Here is a 19890-nt window from a genome sequence, read left to right on the forward strand (position 1 = left end):
ATGATATAAGTTTTTTCTGTCGCGTTGGCGGGGGGCATCCCGCCACATTTAAATAGATCTTAAATGTGTTCGACTACCAATATAGCTATATCTTTAGAAACCTGCTTTATAGTAAACGCTGCCAGTCCTTCTAACTTCCCACTTATTTCCTTTGTATGTTTTAAATTTATTGTTTTTGATGATTTTTTATTATCAGTGAAACACTGGATTTTGGCACTACTTTCATTATTCAAGTCCACTGAACAAGGCGGGGAAACAATTGCACCTGAAAATCTAATAACACCTGAACTAATGTCTTGAGCAACAGAATTAACTGATATTAAATTTGTAGTAAGTAAAGATGTAAAAAAAATTGATTTAAATAGTGTGGTTTTCATAGTTTAGATGCCTTACTGTTAATATAATTAGGCTATATAATGAGCCGCATAGGAGACGGCTCATTACTTACTACTTTACTAACTTCATGGCTTTTTTGTTATATATTATGGAGTTATTCTAGCAACCTTCCTTAATCTAATTACTGCTCAAAAACTTCTACAGTAATTTCTGCTGTTGGAAAGTTACATAAATCAAGACTGATTACAACGTTATCTTGAATTAAATCTTGTAACTTTTCGATATCGTTGCTGTCAGATTGTGTGTACTCCTGAGCTGATTTTTTGCTCATTTTAATGTGCATTTCTATCATAATTAAGTTGCCTTACTGTTTAATGATTATGAAGCTACACGGTGAATCGTATGGGGGTACAACTCACCACTATTTTTAACTATGCCTCGTTATCTAATGGTTTTACTAAATTCCTACGCCACGAATATAAATTATGATCTATTACTACAAAATCATTTTTAATCCACTGGCTAACCAGTTGTGGCGATACACCTTGTCGGCGCGCAAATTCTGCTTTTACTCCTTTATAATAAACATCTATATAATCGCTTAAACTGTAAACTTCCATAATATACTCTTGCCATGAAAAATAAGTTGGTTCAGTAAACTGATACAGTCTATAGGATATCAAAATATGACTGTACTTTTCCCCTCCTATCGTATGAATGTTATCATGTAAAACACATGATAATGCAAAACACATGATAATGCAAAATGCTTTATACTCTATTGTCAAAAAAACGATCGTTTTTTTGACACAGTTCAAACTTTCTCTGTATGGAGTATCTTTCCTAGAAAAAATGTCAAAAAACTTGTAAAACTATCTATGTAAAATAAAAGTGTATAAAAAGGGGATGGGATGCGTATCGGATATGCCAGAAAATCAACAATAGAGCAGGACATAACACATCAAATAGATGCACTACGTGATGCAGGGTGTGAACAATATACCAAGAGCAAGTTTCACGAGGAGGAGAACGAAGACGGAAAGCAGGAACTCCCGAGCTAGATAATTGCCTGAAAGCATTACGTTCTGGTGATACGTTAGTAGTATGGGCGTTAGATCGGTTAGGGGGAAGTTTACGTGATTTGGTTAATTTAATGGAAGATTTACAGATACGTGGTATTAATTTTGAAAGTTTAAAAGAGAGTATTGATACCAATTCATTCGCTGGTGAGTTGTATCTACAGTTGATAGCTATTTTTTCTAATTTTGAACATAATTGTAATAAAGAGCGAACTCGTTCTGGTTTAGCAGCAACCAGAGCTAGAGGTCGAATAGGTGGACGCCCACCTGTGTTGTCATTGGATCAGATCAAAGAAATTGATGTATTAGTTGAGTCAGAAAAATTTACTATAAGTGATATTGCTAAACGATATAATGTGACTCGACAGACTATATATAATCGTCATAAGAGTAAATATTAATTTACTAGATGCATGAGTTTTATAGAGCGTTTCTCTGTTTCTACGGTTATCTTGAAAAATTATTAAATGAACAACTTGTTAATTAACATATTTAAATTAAATAGCTTTATATTAACCCTTCAAAGTGTTATTTAAGGGTTTCTAGTGAAAAATTCATTTTTGACGGGTTTTTTGCATAGATTATTTCATGTGGATCAATTTAAAATCTGACAATTTTTTTGCAAATTTTGCAATAAGAGTTTATTGCTGAATTTTTTTTTCAAAGATTTATCCTAAACGCAAAGTTAACTCATCAAGAGGTAATATATGCGTTTACGTTCTTCAGTTCCTGCTACGTTGATGTTAACGCTAGGCACTTTTTTTACAAATCCTGTATGGGCAGCAGAAAAAGATGAATTGGCGTTAATGATAAAACAACTCGAGCACGTTCAAGCAGCTCTCGAACGTGCTCGGGTTTTGGCAAATCAGGATAATAACCGAAATCGATTTTATTTTGATTATTTAAAAGCCTCGAAAGATATTGAAATTATTCGTCAGGGTGTTAACCGCTATCTAGAGCCGTCACGAGCACAGCCCACTGCCCCTATTCAGTCTCAAGAAAATATTAGTGGAGTTTATCGCAAGGAACAACGCTGATGGCAATGGATAGTATTCAGGAACAAGCATTTAAGGCTGCGTCTGGTAATGATGTTCCTCTTGCAGCTTTAGAGCTAATTTGTATTGGTACTTTTATAGCTGTTTTATTTTTATGGGCAGCATGGGGAATACTGGATGTTTATAAAGGCTGGGCGAATGAGAAAGTCAGAGAGGCAGCTTCTGTACAATTTGTCATTCGCACAATTATTTTGATTTTGGTCTGCATTTGGATATTTGCAAGTTAATTAATTATCACAAATTTTAATTGGAAATTAAAAAATATGAATATACTGAAAATATTGAAATTTTCTAAAAAACGTATTTTGTCTATGGTGTCATTTTTATATTTACTCGGTGTTAGTACACCGTCTTTAGCTGCATTGCCCAAAGTTGAACCCCCTTCATCCGGTGGCGGTGGCGGTTTGATGGATACGTTGAAAGGACATGTGCAGGATGGACTTGTTATTGGTGGTTTAATTCTAGCAGCCATTGCATTTATTGTTGTAGCTCAATCTGCTATTACAACATTTGCAGAGGTGAGAGCAGGGAAAGCCGAATGGAGTAAATTTGCCACGATTATTGTAGTTGGAATCGTATTGCTTGTAGCTGTAATTTGGTTGGTAGGAAAATCGGCAGGCATTCTTTTTTAATTGGAGTATCAAATGCAGACCATACAATTCATGCCTGATCGATTAAATGCTGAGCCTACTGTTTTTCGCGGGTTTACTACACCTGAATTAGGGCTAGCTATGTTATTTGGTTCAGCAATAGGGCTGATAATTAGTCTGTTTTTCATTCCTTTTATAGGTTGGGTGGTTATCCCAACCTTCATACTTGTTACGCCACTATTAATAGTGTTTTTGGGTGGTAAACACTTGTTGAAAATTAAACGAGGAAAGCCTGGTAATTATATTTATTGTAGTTTGGCATTGAATAAAAGGAAATGGGGGATGGGTGATTCTACTTTAATTATTCATGATCAAGCATGGTCACTGCGCAGAGCAAGAATAAGGGGAATTTTAAAATGAGCCGATTTCGTCATGCTTTATTAAATCGTGACCAACATATTTTAACATTACGTATTATTTGTATTGTATTGGTTACTCTTCTTTTAGTCACTTTGGGAGGTTGGATGAATGCACCGCGTAATTTGACTATCCATAATCCCTCCGATTTACGCTCAGGCAGTACTAGAGCTTGGTGGGAAGTGCCTGATTCAACAGTCTACGCTTTCACTTTTTATATTTTTCAACAACTAAATTCGTGGCCTAAAGATGGAGAGGCAGATTTTCCCCAAAAAATTGGAATGTTATCACCTTATTTAACTCCGTCTTGTAAAGCATTTTTTGAAAATGAATCACGACATCGTGCTAATACTGGTGAATTAAAAGATCGTGTTCGAGTTATTTATGAAGTACCAGGTCGTGGATATAGTGCAAGTAAAGTTCGAATTATTGATAGAGATAATTGGATTGTTGATTTAGATGTTGTTGCTGATGAATATTATCACGCTGAACCCGTTAAACGTACGGTAGTTCGTTATCCAATAAAGGTTATGCGTTGGGATGGAGATCCTGAATTAAATCAATTTGGGTTAGCTTTAGATTGTTATGAGGGGGTTCCACAGCGTTTAGAAGCTACTCCTAAAACTCAAGATGCTAAGGAGGGAATTTAAATGAAACGTCACTCTTCATCGGCACTTTTGGTTTTATCATTACTTTTTCCTGTAGTTTCATCGACAATGCCGTTTACTGCTCATGCAGTTGAGCTTGTAAAGTGGGAACGTATCCCGTTACCGGTTCAACTGAATGTTGGGGAAGAGCGAATTATTTTTGTCGAAAAAAATGTCCGAGTTGGTTTTCCTCCTACATTAAATGGTAAATTGCGAATTCAAAGCACTGGGGGCACAGTTTATCTGAAAGCTGAAGAAGCATTTTCTCCAACACGTTTGCAATTGCAGAATGTACAAAATGGAGAAATTATTTTATTGGATGTAAAGGCTCATGAGAAAAAAGGAGTATTGGAGCCAATGCGTCTTATTTATTCTGGAGAAGTAACACAACAACGTTCTTCAAACGATAAAAATCAGAGTTCAGATAATGCAAATAGTTATTTGAATTCTGAATCTCAAAACAATAATAAGCAGCAGAAAAAAACAGGTTATAATGCTCCACTTCCTGTTTTATTAACTCGTTATGCTGCTCAGAGCTTGTATGCCCCGTTAAGAACTGTTGAAGCTGTTTCTGGTATTCAATCTATTCCGTTAGCGTTTCCTAAACGTATAACAACATTATACCCAAACGCTCCTGTCCAAATTATGCCACTGGCAGGATGGCGCTCTAATGGTGTGTCTGTTATAGCATTGAAATTTACTAATTCTTCTTCAAAAAATTTGGTGCTTGATCCTCGTGTATTACAAGGTCAATTTATAACAGCTACATTTCAACATAAATGGTTAGGAGCAACCGGAACTCCTGAAGATACGACGACATTGTATTTGGTAATGAAAGGGAAACCTGAAGATTCTTTTATTACGGAACCTATTTTATTAAAAAAAGATTTTAATAAAAATGGGAGAAATTCCAAATGAAGATCAAATCTAATACTTTAGTCAAAGTATTTGTTCCAACTATTCTAGCAATTGCTGTTGTTATCGGAATAAAAAGCTGCGGTCAGCCTGATAAATCAGCACTATCTAATACCAATATGGATCATTCTTTGCAAAATCTGGATGCAGATGAATTAAAAGCATTAGGAATTGAAGGTGATACGCCGGAAGATACATTACGCACATTAGTTGGTACGTTGAAAGATGTACGCGAACGTCAAAGTATTCTGGATGAGCAAAATCAGAAGTTAATTTCGGAAAATGAACGTTTGCGGACAAATAGTCAGAATATATCGGGACAAATTAACGCTGCTGTTAATGTAGTACGAGAAGAAGCGGACCAAAAACAACAAGCATTGAAAGAAGAGCAACAAACTCTGATGAAGCGATTAGAGAATTTAGGTGATTCATTTTCGGCAAATAAACCAGTTAATTCTAATTCAGTTAACTCTAATTCATCTGGTGATATTCCAATAGGCTTAGGGCTTGATCAGCAAAGAGAGTCATCTGTGTCTTATAAGGATGGGTTTGTGTGGATAAACCCACAAGATGCTCAGTCTGCGGACCCGAGTAAAAGCATTGGGGGACAGTCAGCGAAACCAACGTTTCCGATATCTTTTTTAGAAGATAACGAGATTACTCGCCAGAAAGCAGAATTAGATCGTGTTGCGAAAAATCAGAGGGCTATTGATGGTAGAAATGGGCAACAGGAAAAAGATGATATCGAACCAGCTTACACATTACCAGAAAACTCTACATTAGTGGGAAGTCAGGCAATGACAGCATTGCTTGGAAGGGTTCCCATTGATGGAAAAGTAACTGATCCATATCCGTTTAAAGTAGTAGTAGGTAAAGACAACTTAACGACTAATGGAATTGATTTACCGGATATAGAAGGAGCCGTAATAAGTGGTACGGCTACTGGTGATTGGACTCTTTCGTGTGTTCGTGGAGACGTAACTTCGATTACGTTTGTTTTTGCTGATGGTAGGGTTCGTACAGTGCCTCAATCGAGTAACAGGACTGATGGAAATAATAATGGTTCGAATGGGCGTTCCAATGGCGGTGCAATTGGTTGGATCTCTGACGAAAGCGGGATTCCGTGTATCAGTGGAGAAAGAAAAACTAATGCAGGTACATATTTACCAACATTATTTGCATTGACTGCTGCTGCATCCTCTGGAGATACTTTTTCTCAGAATCAATATACAACGCAAACAAATTCAAATGGCGGAATAACTTCAGCTTTTACTGGAGACGCAGGACAAGCAGCGTTAGGAAGAGCGATTGGTGGCGGATTTAAAGATGTTGCTGATTGGGTGAAGTCTCGTTATGGGCAAACATTTGATGCTGTTTATGTTCCTCCCGGTAAGACCGTTGCTGTGCATATTACGCGCCAAATTCCAATTGATTATGAAGGAAGCGGACGCAAGGTTAACTACGGATTTAGTTTATCTGGTGACTTGGAAAATGGATTGGATTAAGGAGAAAAAAATGAAAATGAAAATTATAGTTCTCTTTCTTGCTTCAGCATTTTTAACTGGATGTACTACTAATAAAGAAGAGTTAATGCCTTCAGGTGAATATAACATGATGGAGATTTGGCAGGGTAAAACAGGTGAGAGAGTATCTACGAAACATGTCACACAACAAGCCAGAAATGATTTATCTCGTTCTTTGACAGATAAAGAACAAGCTCAGCAAATTTCTTTATCTGAAAGTTATTCTCGTACTCAGGAAACTGAACTTAGCCAGCAATTTCCACGTTTACCAAATCCAGATATGGTGATGTACGTTTTCCCGCACTTGTCGCAGGGAAATTTACCTGTGCCAGGATACAGCACCGTGTTTCCTTTTTATTATCAAGTTCAGTATGCAATGCCAGGAGAAAGGACGGAAGCATTATGATGGGATTTTCTCTATTTAATAAAAAACACCAACCTAATGTTGAACCAATAACTCAGGAAGGTAGTACATTTAATATTGAAATGCGTGATTCATTAAAGCGACCAGGGCAAATGACATTGGCAGATGAAGAAAAACTTTATCACGCTAACCCTTCTATCATTGACTATTTGCCGTGGGCTGAATATTTAGACGATGAAAAATGCTTGTTGTTGGATGATGGTATCTCTGTAGGTGCTGTTTACTCAATTGATCCAGTACCCACAGAAGGCCGTACTGATAATCGTCTGGAAGAGATACGGGATGTGATTGAAGATGCTCTTCAAGATAGCTTGGAAGAATATGATGAAAATCCTTGGGTTGTGCAGTTTTTTTGTCAGGACGAAAATAATGTAACAGCGTATTTGAATATGTTACGTAATTATATTCGCCCTGCGGCAGAAGGAACAGAATTAACAGAGGCGTGGTTGCAGGAGACTGAACGCCATTTGAAAGGAATAGCTCGCCCTGAAGGTCTTTTCAAAGATAGTTTGGTAACAGGGCAAGCATGGCGTGGGCAACAGCGACGTACTCGTATGGTAGTTTATCGCTGGTTAGGTAAAAATAATCGTGATCCTATGCCTCCGGTAGAGATGCTGAATCAGGTATGTAATCGTTTAAGCAGTGCGCTGAGTAATGCGGGTGTTGTTTGTATACGTCAGAATGGCTATCAGGTTCATGATTGGTTATTACGTCATTTTAATCCTGAGCCTGATTGGGTTGAGAAAGATACTCTTTATCGCGAAGCTGCGTATTGGAGTAAGCAGGATGAAAAAGAAAATAATTTATCAGTGCATAATGATTTTGCCGAAACATTATGGTTTGTACCTCCACGTTCTGACACTAAGCATGGTGTTTGGTGGTTTGATAATAAAGCTCATGGAGTAGTTAACGTTGAACGTTTGCGGAAAGCACCAAATCCAGATCATTTAACGGGAGAACAACGCCGTGGAGATAAAAATATAAATACCCTAATGGATTTATTTCCAGAAGGGACAATAGTTTCAATAACTATAGTTGCTCAACCACAAGATACCTTAGAACAGGACTTTGATAATTTATATAAAAATGCTGTTGGTGAGAATACTGAATCTATTCGTGTCCGAGAAGATGTAAAAACAGTTAAAGAGTATTTGGGCAACCGTCATAAATTATATAGAGCTTCTTTATCATTTTTATTACGTGCTAATGATGTTGAGGAGTTAAATAGGAAGCGTGTCGAAATAACATCTACATTGCTAACTGCTGGGTTAGAGCCTGTTAAATCTGAATACGATGTAGCGCCGCTTAATGGTTATTTAAGAGCATTACCAATGTGTTTTAACCCTCAAGTCGATAAGAAACATTGGTATACCCGTTTGACGTGGGTGCAGCATTTAGCCGGATTATTACCTGTTACAGGACGCTCGATAGGAACGGGAAATCCGGGTTTTTCCTTCTTTAATCGTGGCGGTGATGTATTAACTTTCGATCCGCAAAATAAGAATGATCGTTCTCAAAATGCCCACTTATTATTATTTGGCCCAACAGGTGCCGGTAAGTCTGCAACGTTATGCTCTATGTTATCGCAATTAATGGCTGTCCATCGTCCTAGATTATTTATTGCTGAAGCTGGTAATAGTTTTGGTTTGTTGGCTGATTATTATGAAAGTTGTGGGCTAACGGTCAATAAAATTAGTGTTAAACCTGGTGCGAAAGTGAGTTTACCGCCGTTTGCAGATGCTCATAAATTGCTACAAACGAATGTTACTGATTTGAAACTTAATACTGATGATTTACCTGATATTAACGATGACGAAGAAAATGAAAACGAAGAACGTGACATATTAGGCGAGATGGAAATTGCAGCCCGTTTGATGATAACTGGTGGTGAGCCAGACGAAGAAAAACGATTAACGAGAGCTGATAGAGGGATGATTCGTGAAGCCATATTAATGGCAGCAAGAAGTACATTTGCTCAGAAAAAGCAAATGTTAGCTGAAGATTTACAAAAGGCTCTCTATGAAATTTCCGGTGATACTCATAGCCGAGACGAACGCCGTTGTGCCCGTGCTGCTGAAATGGCAGAAGCGATGAGCCTTTTTACCCAAGGGTTCGAGGGTGAGCTTTTTAATCAACCCGGTGTCTCTTGGCCTGAAGCTGATGTTACTTTGATTGATCTTGGTCATTTAGCCCGTGAAGGCTATGAGGCGGCGATGGCACTAACAATGGTATCTCTAATTAATACTATTAATAACATTGCTGAGCGAGATCAGTATCTAGAACGTGATATTAATTTTGTTGTCGATGAGGCCCATATTCTTACTACTAACCCACTGCTATCTCCGTACATGACTAAGGTTGTAAAAATGTGGAGAAAACTGGGAGCGTGGTTATGGTTAGCAACTCAAAACTTAGAAGACTACCCCGATATTGCGGCTAAGATGCTAAATATGGCGGAATGGTGGATCTGTCTGACTATGCCACAGAAAGAAGTAGAAGATATTGCGCGATTTAAGACATTAAGTGAGGAACAAAAAGCAGTACTACGTTCTGCCAGTAAACTCCCCCGTTGTTATACCGAAGGTGTTGTGTTGTCAAAGAAAATTGAAGCGTTGTTTAGAGCTGTGCCACCAAGCTTGTATTTGGCATTGGGGATGACGGAAAAAGAAGAAAAAGCAGAACGCAGAGAACTCATGAAAACACACAATTGTAATGAATTAGAAGCAGCGTATTTAGTTGCTGCAAAGTTAGATCATGCACGTGGATTACCATCAAGAGATGGAGAGGTTAGAGTTTAATATGTTATCTCTAAAATATCTCGCTCCTATAACACGGCTTGAATCTTCTGATATTGGAATGCTTTCTATTTTTGATTGTCATCCTCAGGGGTGTCCTTCCATATCTGAAGACAGCGCTCGTGCGTTAGGACGCTTATTAACTGAAATAAGACGTAGATTGAAAAAAGTTAGTGTAATTACTTGTAACCCTCATCGCATTGGTAGTCGCAATTGTATTTCAATGAGTCTTGGGGATGGCAATGGACATGATGTGAACTTATTGATCACGGTATCTGGTGAATGTCACTGGCCTAAACCAGAATCCTATAAACATCCTAGATGGTTTATCCATGTTACAGATGCAACAGACGCAATTTATTTGATTTTATTTATTTATCAAAGAGTTTATCAAAGAGAGAGAGAGTAGTGAGATGGTGAGTCGCACCCCCATGCGACTCACCGTGTAGCTTCATAATAATTGAACAGTAAGGCAACTTAACTATGAAAACTACGTATTCAAATTAGCAGTTTTTTGGACTTCGATCATCTTTTCTTTAATATCCAACTTTATTTTTATTAAAAAGGAGGTATGTTAATTAATTATAAAATATTCTTATTATAATTGTTGATTCCATTTAATCTAATGTGTCGTGCTATATCCCCCATATATCGCGATAGATTTTAATGTTTTTAAATAAACAGTAAGGCAACTTAACTATATGAAAAGTAGAATTAAGATTATTTCTGCATTTGTTTTTTATGCAATTTATAGTGGCGAGTTATTAGCGGAAGAATGCCGTCAAACAATGAGTTCTTATAATGATAATCATTGTGTTGTTACAGATGTTTTAGGTGGAAAGTTTGTCGCAGGGTATAGTATTGGTATTAAAGATAATACTGGGGTCAAAAATAACACCTTGGTAATGGAAAACATCTTATCAAATAAGGATTTTGAATTATATGGTGGGAATACTCCAGCATCTCATGGTTATAATTTAATTGAAAAAAATAATGTAATCATATCTGATAGTAAATTAGGTGGGTTAAATTCTTCAGGAGCTTATATTTATGCAGGTAGTATGGTTAGAGCTAACGAAAATTTGGTTTCGCTTAAAAATGTTATAGTCAAAGGAAAGTCAGATATTACTGGAACATTTACTTTTGGAACTACTGATAGTCAGGTATCTAATTCTTCTGTAACTGTTCATGATTCACATTTTATGGACGAGGCTATTATATATGGAGCGCAAGGAGGTGAAAGTAAGTGGGATAACTCAGTATTAAGGAATAATAGTGTTAAAATAGATGGCTCTAAATTTGAAAAGTATACGCTTTTAGTTGGTGGCATGGCTGGGAATATTTCAAATGCAACACTAGTTGACAATAGTGTTAATATTAGTGGTTCTATTTTTGAGGACTATGTTAGAATTTATGGTGCGATGAATTTAGCCAGTAAAAGTAATAATGTGAATAATTCATTAAGTGTTGAAAAATCCACTTTTAATCATCTGGTTAATATTACTGGATTACTTTCAAGTATAACATCAACTTATACCCCAGTTTTTGTGTACCTAAAAGATGTAATATTTAATTCTAAGGTAGATATAGTTGGTATCCAAACATCTCATTCTCAAAATTTAAGTGGTGTAAATTTAACTCTTGATGGTCATATTGAGTTTAATAAACCAGAAGATTCAACGATTTTATCTGGTCGTAACTTCGGTGATAAAGATAGATTAACAGGAAATACCTTTAATTTTAGAGCGGACCCATTAAAGCTAAAGTCTGTATCAGGATTTGAATTTTATAATTTTTTTCTAAATGAAAACATTAAAGACGGAGATATTTTACTCAATACAATTGATGCTATTGATATGGGTAAATCAATGGTAACAGTTGATGGTATTCATAAAAATTCAAGTTTAGTGAGTAGTGGAAAAGCCACGTTAATGAGTAATTTTATCGGAGATGCAAAGCTTATTAATTCAGAAACAACATTAGGTACAGCCACTTTATTATCTTTTGTATTAGAAAAACAAAAAACAAAAAATGGTGAGGAATCTATTATTGTCAATGTGATTCCATTTGAACTAAAACCAGAACCAAAACCAGAACCGAAGCCAGAACCAAAGCCTGAACCAAAGCCTGAACCAAAGCCTGAACCGAAGCCAGAACCAAAGCCAGAACCGAAGCCAGAACCGAAGCCAGAACCAAAGCCTGAGCCGAAGCCAGAACCAAAGCCTGAACCAAAGCCAGAACCGAAGCCAGAACCAAAACCAGAACCAAAGCCTGAGCCGAAGCCAGAACCAAAGCCTGAACCGAAGCCAGAACCAAAGCCAGAACCGAAGCCAGAACCAAAGCCTGAGCCGAAGCCAGAACCAAAGCCTGAGCCAAACCCGCAAACACAGGCTTACTTGAGTGGAAGAAATGCTGGAATGTTATCTGTCAATAATGGATTAGTTTCAAAAATTACTTTGAAAGGTGAGCAGATTGAACCTTTTGTATTAGTAGAATCAGGCAAAAATAGATTTAATATGGGTAAGAAACTAGATTTAATAACTAGTCATTTTTTAGTAGGAAATGCTATTTATTCAGAGAAACTATACCAATCTAACTTGAAGATGCAGGTTTTAAAATCTGAAAGTTGTCAGTAAGTCGAGTCGTGAGTTCTTTCGCTTTTTCTGGCAACGTGACATGAAAAAAGTGACGAAGGGTTTCACGAAATGTCTTCGCATCCGGAAAATAAACATTGTTACGTACTTGCTCATTCATATACTTCCACAATCGCTCTATCGGATTGAGATTCGGGCTGTAAGGCGGTAGGTAATGCAATTCAATATTAAGGACATACGCCATCTCTTTCACTAATTCTGCTCGGTGGTAACCCGCCCCATCCAGAATAATATGGATTTTTTGCGAAAGCGGGTAAGTTTCCCGGAGCGCCCCGAAGAAATACGCGATGTTTTCAGCATTGATACTTGGATATTCACGGATCACGGTGTCTTCAATTCGTTGTAAATTGAGGGCACCCAGAATATTGAGACGGGTACGGCTGCCGGTGGTTTCGACCACTTTTACCTGATTTTTCCCTGCTTTCATCCAACCATAGCTGAGCTTTGCGGACTGTGAAGGATGCACCGCCTCAATAAATAGGATAGGTTCATTTTGACCCGCCCGGTCTTTAAGAGACTGGTAGTCATCAATAAATTGTTGCTGTTGATCCGCATCGAATTTATGAGGCACTCCCTTTGGCTTTTTGTAGCTGAAACCCTGGCGGTGAAGCCATTTCGTCATTCCGCCCACGCTGAAAGACACCTGCCAACGTGCTCGGACGTAAGCCACAATTTGGGCGGTGGTATGCATCAAATTTGTCGTCAAATAATCAATCAAGTCGGCGGTTTGTTCGGCAGAGAGATGGCTTTCAGAACCGCCATTTTCCGGGGTGAGCTTTTCCTGAGCGATAAAATCTTTTAGGTGACGGCTTACCGTACTTTCATGAATACGTAAGGCCTGTGCAATCATCTGAGCAGTCCAGTCCTCTGACGCCAAAAGCACCGCCTTGATGCGATCACAAACTCGACTGTCGCGCGTTGTATCATGCATCAATTCGAGGGCATGTTTTTGTTCTGGTGTCAGATGAATTTTCATGGCTGCAAGCATGATCGGGTTTGGATAAGAAATCAAGCATCTTCAATGGCGATTGGTATAGACTCTTCGGTTGGAGTGTTTTTTGAAGCAGGAAACTCATCTTACACCTCATATAATGAAAGCCGCTTGCCGACAGTAAAAGGGAAGGGAAACGTTAATTACAGAGGGGGAGGGATCTTATTCCAGAAAAAAGGTAATGGAAATACTAGGGTTACAACGTCACTAAGGGGGGGTAAATTAAATTACGGCTTTAAAACAAATGATTTTGGTGTTAACCAAAATATTACCAGTCACTATAATAGTGACTCAATATATTGGGGGGCACATATTGGAATCGATAAAAAAATAAAAATTGATAATGAAAATTCTGTAACTGTTCGTGGTATTTATCAGTATACATATATGGATAAAGATGAAATTAATGCTAAATCACACCTGGGTGAAGAGATTATTAAGTTTAATTCTATTAATTCTCATCAAACTAAAATAGATGCAATATTAAAAAACCACATCAATGAAAACGTGGCCTTGAATACAGGATTAGGCTATCAGTATGAATTTGATGGAAAAACAAAAGGCACCATTGAGGGAATTTCTATGAAGGAAACTTCCTCTAAAGGAGGCAGTGGCTTTGCTTCAGTTGGTATTGAATTTGGAGATAAATCCAATTTCAGTGGTGAAATAAAATTAATTGGCTATGTAGGAGATAAAAAAGGTGTGGAAGGGTTATTAAATATCAAATATCGTTTCTAATTTTTCAGCTAAATAATAACAGGCGGTAAACCCGCCTGATTTGCTTTTTGGAAAAATTATATTTTTTGGATTATGAATTGTTTGCTGATTTTCTCAGTCAATTTTTGCATTCTTATTTAAAGGTTACGGTTAAGGACAGAACTAATGAAAAATCGATATATATTAGCAAGTTTTTTTTTGATGGCATTGACTTCAGTTGCTCAGGCCGCGACTGTTATTTATACCGACCATCAAAAACCGCCAGATAAAATTGAATTACATGAAGATGTTCAAGTTGTTTGGCTTGACGCTCCTGATGTGCTGCAAGCTGAATGGATGCACTCCATGAATATTCCTGTTAATGAAGATAATGCGTCTTTACTTTCTGAATTACTTCAATCTTCTGAGTGGCACGAAAAAGAACGAGAAATGATTACTGCTTATCAAGGAGTTATTCATGCTTGGGAATTAGGAATAAAAAAATATCCGGCTATCGTCATTGATGATCGTTATGTTGTCTATGGCAGTACTGATATTGCTCAAGCTAAATCTTTAGTAGAGGAATACCGTGGAGAAAAAAACGAATGGTGACAATAAAACTTAAATTATTAGTTTCAGCCATTTTGATGGGGGCGATGAATGCTCCATATGCTGTTGCTAGTATCAATAGTGCCAATATTATTGCCAGCGCCGTTTCGCCATCCTGTATTAGCTGGCGAGTTAAGGGGATTTGTTATTGGCTATTTTGTACCCCTTGGGGTTGCAAAGTTCGAACATCGGTGAAAGTAGAACATTACATTCCTGAAGCAGTCGTTTCGACATATAACACACTTGATGGAAATCCGTGGCGAGAAATATCTATGGTAAATAAAACGTCTGGAAGCTTGGAAAGTCAAGTTATCGGAATGCTATCAGGTATGACAGCAGGAGGTGGGAATAATGAGCAAAAGATACCAGGGAAGCGGAAATCGAATCTCCATTTTAAATATGCTGATGCTATTGGGCATCCTGCAACATCTTTGATTGGTGACAGTATACCAGGGTATTCCTGTAGTAGTGCTGCAACGCCGTTGTATCCCTATTTCTTAAGTACATTAGATAGCATTTCTTGGCGTTCGGGTATGCCTGAAGCACTTTATCCTGAAGCTCTAGTTCCTGGTATGAGGGAGATAGGAACGCAATACACAGGAAATATGTGGGGGAATGTTTATCCTCGTAGTGGATTTGTTACGCAACAAGATGATGATAAAGCTGCGGCGGTTGTGGCTCAGCGTGTTGCAGACATTATCACTCGTACAGGCCAACCTCATGTATATGTTCCTCTTACTGGTAATAAGAAAGCTGGTTATTGGCCACCTTCTCCAGTACAGGAAAATACCGGGACTAAAAATCATAAATGGCAGCGGCTCTCTCCTCAACTTAATAAAAGTTGTGCTGTTTTTCCTGATGAAAGCGGCACTGTTGCAGAAAACGGTAATTACTCTTGGGCACTTTGGCAACCATATAGTTGTTGCAAGCGTCGTGGGCAAACATTTTTGAGTAGTACAGATTTTTAAGGGTGAACAAAATGAAAAAAAATATCTTACAACATCGAATTACTATGACTGTGACTGCATTAGTATCGATGATTATTTTGTCTGGCCCGGCTTATGCTTGGGAAGATAATAAAATTGGTTATGGTAAAAATCATTCAGGTGCTGTGTCCGATAGGCTTTTTTATACGATTGGTGGAGGAACAGTACTATCCCAGCCCCCAAGTCGTAGTAATTTAGCGCGCCTTGGTAGTATTAATGTAGGTTTGAATAGTGATTTAATGTGTGGGAATTTTGATTTAAAAACTACCGTTAGCAACCAGCTAAATGGTGTTACCAATGGGTTTAAAAATTTAATGGGAGAGGTAATACAAGGGGCTACAGCGGCTGTAGCTAGCCTTCCCGCTCTGGTGCTTCAGAGAGCTAATCCTGGGTTATATGAATTATTAACTAATGGTGTTCTACAGGCGAATGTAGCGTTTGATAAAGCGCAATTTACATGCCAAGCCCTATCTAAGCGGATGATGGACTTTTCTGATAACAATAAATGGACACAAGCTGCGGTTATGGAAGAGTCAAAAAATTTAGTTAATTCTGGTAGTGGTGATGCAGTGCAGGTTAATCAAAGACTAAATGGAGTAACTGGAGAAGAAGGCGTTCCTTGGATTGGAGGTGCTAAACGAGGGGGGAAAGGACAAGCAGCGATCAAACCAACACATGATTTGGCAAAAGCCGGTTTCAATATAATGAATAGTTTGCCAGTAACAAGTAGCCAGACAGTATCAGAAAATCAGTGTACAGGTGCTGCGTGCCAGAGATTTAAAAATAGTGAAGAGGCTGCAAAAACGGTAGTTAAAATCTTAGGAGATCAGTCTATTCGTACTTGTAAGGATGCAAGTCAATGCACAGATGGAACAGAAGAAAATCAGCCAGGAAGTAGTGTAGCGGGAACTGGATTTGCGCCTGTACTGGAAAAAACAGCTAAAGAAAATCAAGAACAGTTAGTCAAGTTGGTTAATGGTCAGTTATCACCTACTACTGAAAATTTATCCAGACTTAAGACGGGTAGTCTGGTAGTAACTCGTGGCGTTATTCAGTCATTAAAACGAGATCCTGATAATGGCGCGTTGGTTCAGAGATTAGCAGGTGAGCTAGCAATGTCTGATACTGTCGAAATGGCATTAACAATGCGTAGGATGTTGATGACAGGGCAATCAGAACCAAATGCTGCTAATCAATCTCAAGCAATAAAAGAAGGTGATCGACGTATTGATATGCTCGACCGTGAAATTAATGCTTTGAAAAATGAAATGGAATTACGCCGCGAAATTTCTAATAACACAGTTTTAACTATTATTGAACGTGATCACCAGAGAACTATAGCCAATCCTCAAATACAGTCTCAGGATAATACAGATAAGCGTATACATTCATTAAGTATCCCTGCTACTGGAGGAGTTAATAAATGAAACTGAAGGTGATTTTGAAATGGTGTTTCTCTATTATTTTTACCATGATAGGGCTGCTTTATATTGCTCATTTTAGCTTAAATTATCCTGAATTTTCCGAGGGCTTAGGGGAGGAAATGTATAAGTGGCGTTATTTTTGGTTCTTATGGCGTATATTATTATATGTTTTCATTGGAAGATTTCTTTGGAAATTATGGTACTCACCGAAGATTTCGTTAGAATCAAGAAACGCTTTAAAGCGTATAATGATTACTGGAACAGTATTTATTTTAGTTAGTGAAATAGTAGTTTGGATGAATGAAGGAGTACATCCATGACTACTAATAACTATCTTGAGTACTTTTTAACATTATTGGGCTGGGTAATTAATAATGGAATTTGGAATGTATTACTCAGTACAGGAATTTTTGTTTCACCTCTTTTAATTAAAATAGTTGGTATTTGGTTAAAAGTGAGAGAAGAAGGAGAAGATGAAGGTAATAAAGCCACTTTATCTATAGCCAGAATTGAAAACTCAGTTTATGGCGCATTTGTAGTAATGGTTTTTTGTTGTGTTCCGCTTTTTAATGTCAGTGTTAGCACTATTAAATTTGATGATAGCCGGGCTAAATACTGTGGAACGTGGACGCCAGCTAAACCAGCAGATTCTGGATATAACGAAGTTATCTCTTCATTGGGTGATAAAACAGCAAAAGTGCCAATATGGTGGATGCTTACTCATAAACTATCTAAAGGTATTACTCAAGCTGCGATAGCATCAATTCCATGTCGTCCAGATTTACGTCAAGTGCGCTTTGAAGTTCAGCATAGTTATGTAAAAAACAGTGCATTAGCCGCAGCATTGCAAGATTTCACTTACGACTGCTATTCACTTGCGTTATACGACTGGAAGAGCAAAGATCAAGGAAAGGAATCAAACGAAAATACCTTGCGAGATATTGAGTGGTTAGGTTCTCAGACATTCTTAAACGGAGCGTATCAGACTCTTCAATCTCGTACACCTAGAGAGGGATTCCCTTGGGTTCCTAAACGAGATGATGGATATCCTAATACAGGTGTAGGAGGTTACCCAACGTGTGCGCAATGGTGGTCGGATGGGAAAGTTGGCCTAAGAAAGTTAGTGATGGAACAAGCTGATCCTGATATGTGGTTACGTGCAAAATCAGCAATTAAGATCATCAATAAAAATTCCAAAGAATTTGAAGAAGCTGTTATTCGTCGGTTAGTAAGTCCTGAAAGCCTGAAGGTTTCTCAAGGTGGTTCTGTGTATATGGGATATGGGGGTAATGCAGACTTCACTGCGACCAATACAGCAACACGTGCGGGGGCTATGGTCGGGCAAGCTTTAGGATCAATCGCTATATTCCCAGCATTAGATGCTATGAGGCAATCATTACCAATGGTTCAAGCACTGTTGCTGATGGCAATATATGTAATGTTGCCCATGATATTGATGTTTGCAGCCTACGAATTCAAAACAGCTATTACGTTAACATTTGTGATTTTCGCCCTGAATTTTTTGACGTTTTGGTGGGAATTGGCTCGTTGGCTGGATAGTTGGTTAATCAGTGCGTTGTACGATTCAGATACGCATAGCCGCTGGAATGTGATAGGAATGCAAAATACTTCGGACGATATCATTATAAATTTTGTCATGGGAACGATGTTCATCATATTGCCAACGGTGTGGATGGGGGCGTTATCTTGGGCTGGAGTTAAGATTGGCGGTGCGTTAGAAAATGGTATGCAAAGAGGAACTGCTGAATCTAAGCAGGCAGGTGGTAAAGGTGGTGAGGTGGTTGTTAATAAGGTAAGAAAATAATGTTCAGTAATTGGGCTTTATAAGCCCAATTACTGGGTATCGTATTAGACGGGATTTTGGTTTATACATGTAAAGCTAATATCGATCACTGTGATCAACACTTCCATCAGGATAATGATAACCATCTAGATCATAATGCCCATGTTTTAAACGCGCTGTATCAGGTGCATTAGATAGTAACCATATTATGATAAAAAGAAATACTACGATGATCGCCGTGACGATAGCGCTTAGTATAAGTGTAGTTACAACCGAAATACCTAACATCAATATTGGAATATGACCAATCCATGCAGGGATATTCTTCTCTTTTGCTTTGTTAACACATCTCTTATCTAAATTCCTCAGTTTGCTCAAAAGACATTTACAGCCATATGCTGCTTTTGCTCCCCAAAGTTCTCCTTGGGATTTTGTTTTTATGTTTTTTTGCATGTAATCCCCCCCCCTTTTTTTGATTTATAGCGAAATGTTAGGTCAATAATTATCCGCTGTCTATAAAAAAGCCTAAAGAAAGCAAGACGAGAATTAGACATGGTTTCCGAAAATTCCGAAAAATAGGCTTAAATATAACCTTAATGATTTAAAAACACGATTTGAGCACTGGTATCCGGGGATCAAATTAAGCGAAGAAACAGATCACTATTTGGCAGAGGCTATTGCGGCATGAGTGCCCCCTTCTCTGTCAGCATAGCAGCGGAGACAGCCTCTTCACATCGTCGTCAGGAACCGGATATTCTTCTCGCCTCAATTGTTGCGCGAAAACTATTGTTAGTCATCCCCGCAATACAGCATAAATTCAAGTAGAAATTTTTCAGGAAGAATTGCAGGGGAATATCGACGCGGTGGTAAATGTATCCTACAGTAATATTATTCCTAATAGGCTCCACTTAATTAGTGAAATAAAAATTAGGTTATTTAGGGGCA

Annotated in this window: 24 protein-coding genes and 1 pseudogene; 20 read left to right on the forward strand and 5 right to left on the reverse strand. The window is 37.9% G+C overall.

Annotated features, from left to right (window positions below; genetic code table 11):
* Positions 1-59 precede the first annotated feature (59 nt).
* The 3 genes from AC5JQI_RS04530 to AC5JQI_RS04540 form a co-directional block, all read right to left on the reverse strand.
* On the reverse strand, positions 60-377 hold the full coding sequence (locus AC5JQI_RS04530) for a YmdA family protein (protein ID WP_493913876.1): 318 nt from the start codon (positions 375-377) through the stop codon (positions 60-62).
* Positions 378-517: 140 nt separating this feature from the next.
* The gene (locus AC5JQI_RS04535; protein ID WP_493913877.1) at positions 518-688 is read right to left on the reverse strand and encodes a hypothetical protein; all 171 of its coding nucleotides are present in this window, start codon (positions 686-688) and stop codon (positions 518-520) included.
* Between the two features lie 79 nt (positions 689-767).
* Positions 768-956, reverse strand: coding sequence for a hypothetical protein (locus tag AC5JQI_RS04540; RefSeq protein ID WP_493913878.1), 189 nt, complete (start codon positions 954-956; stop codon positions 768-770).
* A 291-nt stretch (positions 957-1247) separates the two neighbouring features.
* On the opposite strand from AC5JQI_RS04540, the pseudogene AC5JQI_RS04545 reads away from it, so the two are divergent.
* The 13 genes and pseudogenes from AC5JQI_RS04545 to AC5JQI_RS04605 all read left to right on the forward strand — a co-directional run.
* Positions 1248-1606, forward strand: a pseudogene (locus AC5JQI_RS04545) (recombinase family protein); the annotation flags it as partial.
* Positions 1607-1684: 78 nt separating this feature from the next.
* A complete protein-coding gene (locus AC5JQI_RS04550; RefSeq protein ID WP_493914607.1) occupies positions 1685-1816 on the forward strand; it encodes a helix-turn-helix domain-containing protein in 132 nt (43 codons plus the stop codon).
* 306 nt (positions 1817-2122) lie between these two features.
* Entirely contained in the window at positions 2123-2452 is a 330-nt protein-coding gene (locus AC5JQI_RS04555) for an integrative conjugative element protein, RAQPRD family (RefSeq protein WP_041981953.1), read from the forward strand.
* Entirely contained in the window at positions 2452-2697 is a 246-nt protein-coding gene (locus AC5JQI_RS04560) for a TIGR03758 family integrating conjugative element protein (RefSeq protein ID WP_041981954.1), read from the forward strand. Before AC5JQI_RS04555 ends, AC5JQI_RS04560 begins: the two co-directional genes overlap by 1 nt.
* A gap of 84 nt (positions 2698-2781) precedes the next feature.
* On the forward strand, positions 2782-3102 hold the full coding sequence (locus AC5JQI_RS04565; RefSeq protein WP_113967483.1) for a TIGR03745 family integrating conjugative element membrane protein: 321 nt from the start codon (positions 2782-2784) through the stop codon (positions 3100-3102).
* Between the two features lie 12 nt (positions 3103-3114).
* Positions 3115-3480 (forward strand): TIGR03750 family conjugal transfer protein, encoded by a 366-nt coding sequence (locus tag AC5JQI_RS04570; protein ID WP_493913879.1) that lies wholly within the window; start codon positions 3115-3117, stop codon positions 3478-3480.
* Positions 3477-4127: a PFL_4703 family integrating conjugative element protein gene (locus AC5JQI_RS04575; protein ID WP_493913880.1), complete on the forward strand. Its 651-nt coding sequence runs from the start codon at positions 3477-3479 to the stop codon at positions 4125-4127. The genes AC5JQI_RS04570 and AC5JQI_RS04575 overlap by 4 nt, the downstream gene beginning before the upstream one ends.
* Positions 4128-5042, forward strand: coding sequence for a TIGR03749 family integrating conjugative element protein (locus tag AC5JQI_RS04580; RefSeq protein ID WP_493913881.1), 915 nt, complete (start codon positions 4128-4130; stop codon positions 5040-5042).
* A complete protein-coding gene (locus AC5JQI_RS04585) occupies positions 5039-6544 on the forward strand; it encodes a TIGR03752 family integrating conjugative element protein (RefSeq protein ID WP_493913882.1) in 1506 nt (501 codons plus the stop codon). Before AC5JQI_RS04580 ends, AC5JQI_RS04585 begins: the two co-directional genes overlap by 4 nt.
* A gap of 10 nt (positions 6545-6554) precedes the next feature.
* Positions 6555-6968, forward strand: coding sequence for a TIGR03751 family conjugal transfer lipoprotein (locus AC5JQI_RS04590; protein WP_092553217.1), 414 nt, complete (start codon positions 6555-6557; stop codon positions 6966-6968).
* Positions 6968-9784, forward strand: a complete 2817-nt coding sequence (locus AC5JQI_RS04595; RefSeq protein ID WP_493914608.1) for a conjugative transfer ATPase — start codon at positions 6968-6970, stop codon at positions 9782-9784. Before AC5JQI_RS04590 ends, AC5JQI_RS04595 begins: the two co-directional genes overlap by 1 nt.
* Before the next feature lies 1 nt (position 9785).
* A complete protein-coding gene (locus AC5JQI_RS04600; RefSeq protein ID WP_162781407.1) occupies positions 9786-10190 on the forward strand; it encodes an acetyltransferase in 405 nt (134 codons plus the stop codon).
* Positions 10191-10482: 292 nt separating this feature from the next.
* Complete coding sequence (locus AC5JQI_RS04605) at positions 10483-12417, forward strand: hypothetical protein (RefSeq protein ID WP_493913883.1); 1935 nt, start codon at positions 10483-10485, stop codon at positions 12415-12417.
* Here AC5JQI_RS04605 and AC5JQI_RS04610 read toward each other — a convergent pair.
* On the reverse strand, positions 12374-13411 hold the full coding sequence (locus tag AC5JQI_RS04610) for an IS630 family transposase (RefSeq protein ID WP_493913884.1): 1038 nt from the start codon (positions 13409-13411) through the stop codon (positions 12374-12376). The genes AC5JQI_RS04605 and AC5JQI_RS04610 overlap by 44 nt on opposite strands.
* On the opposite strand from AC5JQI_RS04610, the gene AC5JQI_RS04615 reads away from it, so the two are divergent.
* From AC5JQI_RS04615 to AC5JQI_RS04640, 6 genes are all read left to right on the forward strand, one after another.
* Positions 13400-14164, forward strand: a complete 765-nt coding sequence (locus tag AC5JQI_RS04615) for an autotransporter outer membrane beta-barrel domain-containing protein (protein ID WP_493913885.1) — start codon at positions 13400-13402, stop codon at positions 14162-14164. The genes AC5JQI_RS04610 and AC5JQI_RS04615 overlap by 12 nt on opposite strands.
* A gap of 144 nt (positions 14165-14308) precedes the next feature.
* Positions 14309-14734 carry a TIGR03757 family integrating conjugative element protein gene (locus AC5JQI_RS04620; RefSeq protein WP_041982440.1) on the forward strand — a complete coding sequence of 142 codons (426 nt, stop codon included), beginning with the start codon at positions 14309-14311 and terminating at the stop codon, positions 14732-14734.
* Positions 14728-15699 (forward strand): TIGR03756 family integrating conjugative element protein, encoded by a 972-nt coding sequence (locus tag AC5JQI_RS04625; RefSeq protein WP_493913886.1) that lies wholly within the window; start codon positions 14728-14730, stop codon positions 15697-15699. The genes AC5JQI_RS04620 and AC5JQI_RS04625 overlap by 7 nt, the downstream gene beginning before the upstream one ends.
* A 44-nt stretch (positions 15700-15743) precedes the next feature.
* Positions 15744-17144 (forward strand): integrating conjugative element protein, encoded by a 1401-nt coding sequence (locus AC5JQI_RS04630; protein WP_493914609.1) that lies wholly within the window; start codon positions 15744-15746, stop codon positions 17142-17144.
* The gene (locus AC5JQI_RS04635; protein WP_041982446.1) at positions 17141-17461 is read left to right on the forward strand and encodes a hypothetical protein; all 321 of its coding nucleotides are present in this window, start codon (positions 17141-17143) and stop codon (positions 17459-17461) included. Before AC5JQI_RS04630 ends, AC5JQI_RS04635 begins: the two co-directional genes overlap by 4 nt.
* On the forward strand, positions 17458-18966 hold the full coding sequence (locus AC5JQI_RS04640) for a conjugal transfer protein TraG N-terminal domain-containing protein (protein ID WP_493913887.1): 1509 nt from the start codon (positions 17458-17460) through the stop codon (positions 18964-18966). Before AC5JQI_RS04635 ends, AC5JQI_RS04640 begins: the two co-directional genes overlap by 4 nt.
* A 75-nt stretch (positions 18967-19041) precedes the next feature.
* Here the strand turns inward: AC5JQI_RS04640 and AC5JQI_RS04645 are convergent, their stop codons facing one another.
* Positions 19042-19398 (reverse strand): hypothetical protein, encoded by a 357-nt coding sequence (locus AC5JQI_RS04645; RefSeq protein WP_052453785.1) that lies wholly within the window; start codon positions 19396-19398, stop codon positions 19042-19044.
* Positions 19399-19629: 231 nt separating this feature from the next.
* Between AC5JQI_RS04645 and AC5JQI_RS04650 the strand changes: the two genes are divergently transcribed.
* Complete coding sequence (locus AC5JQI_RS04650) at positions 19630-19770, forward strand: hypothetical protein (protein WP_493913888.1); 141 nt, start codon at positions 19630-19632, stop codon at positions 19768-19770.
* Positions 19771-19890 lie beyond the last annotated feature (120 nt).

It is taken from the genome of Xenorhabdus sp. XBWT, from assembly GCF_059072735.1.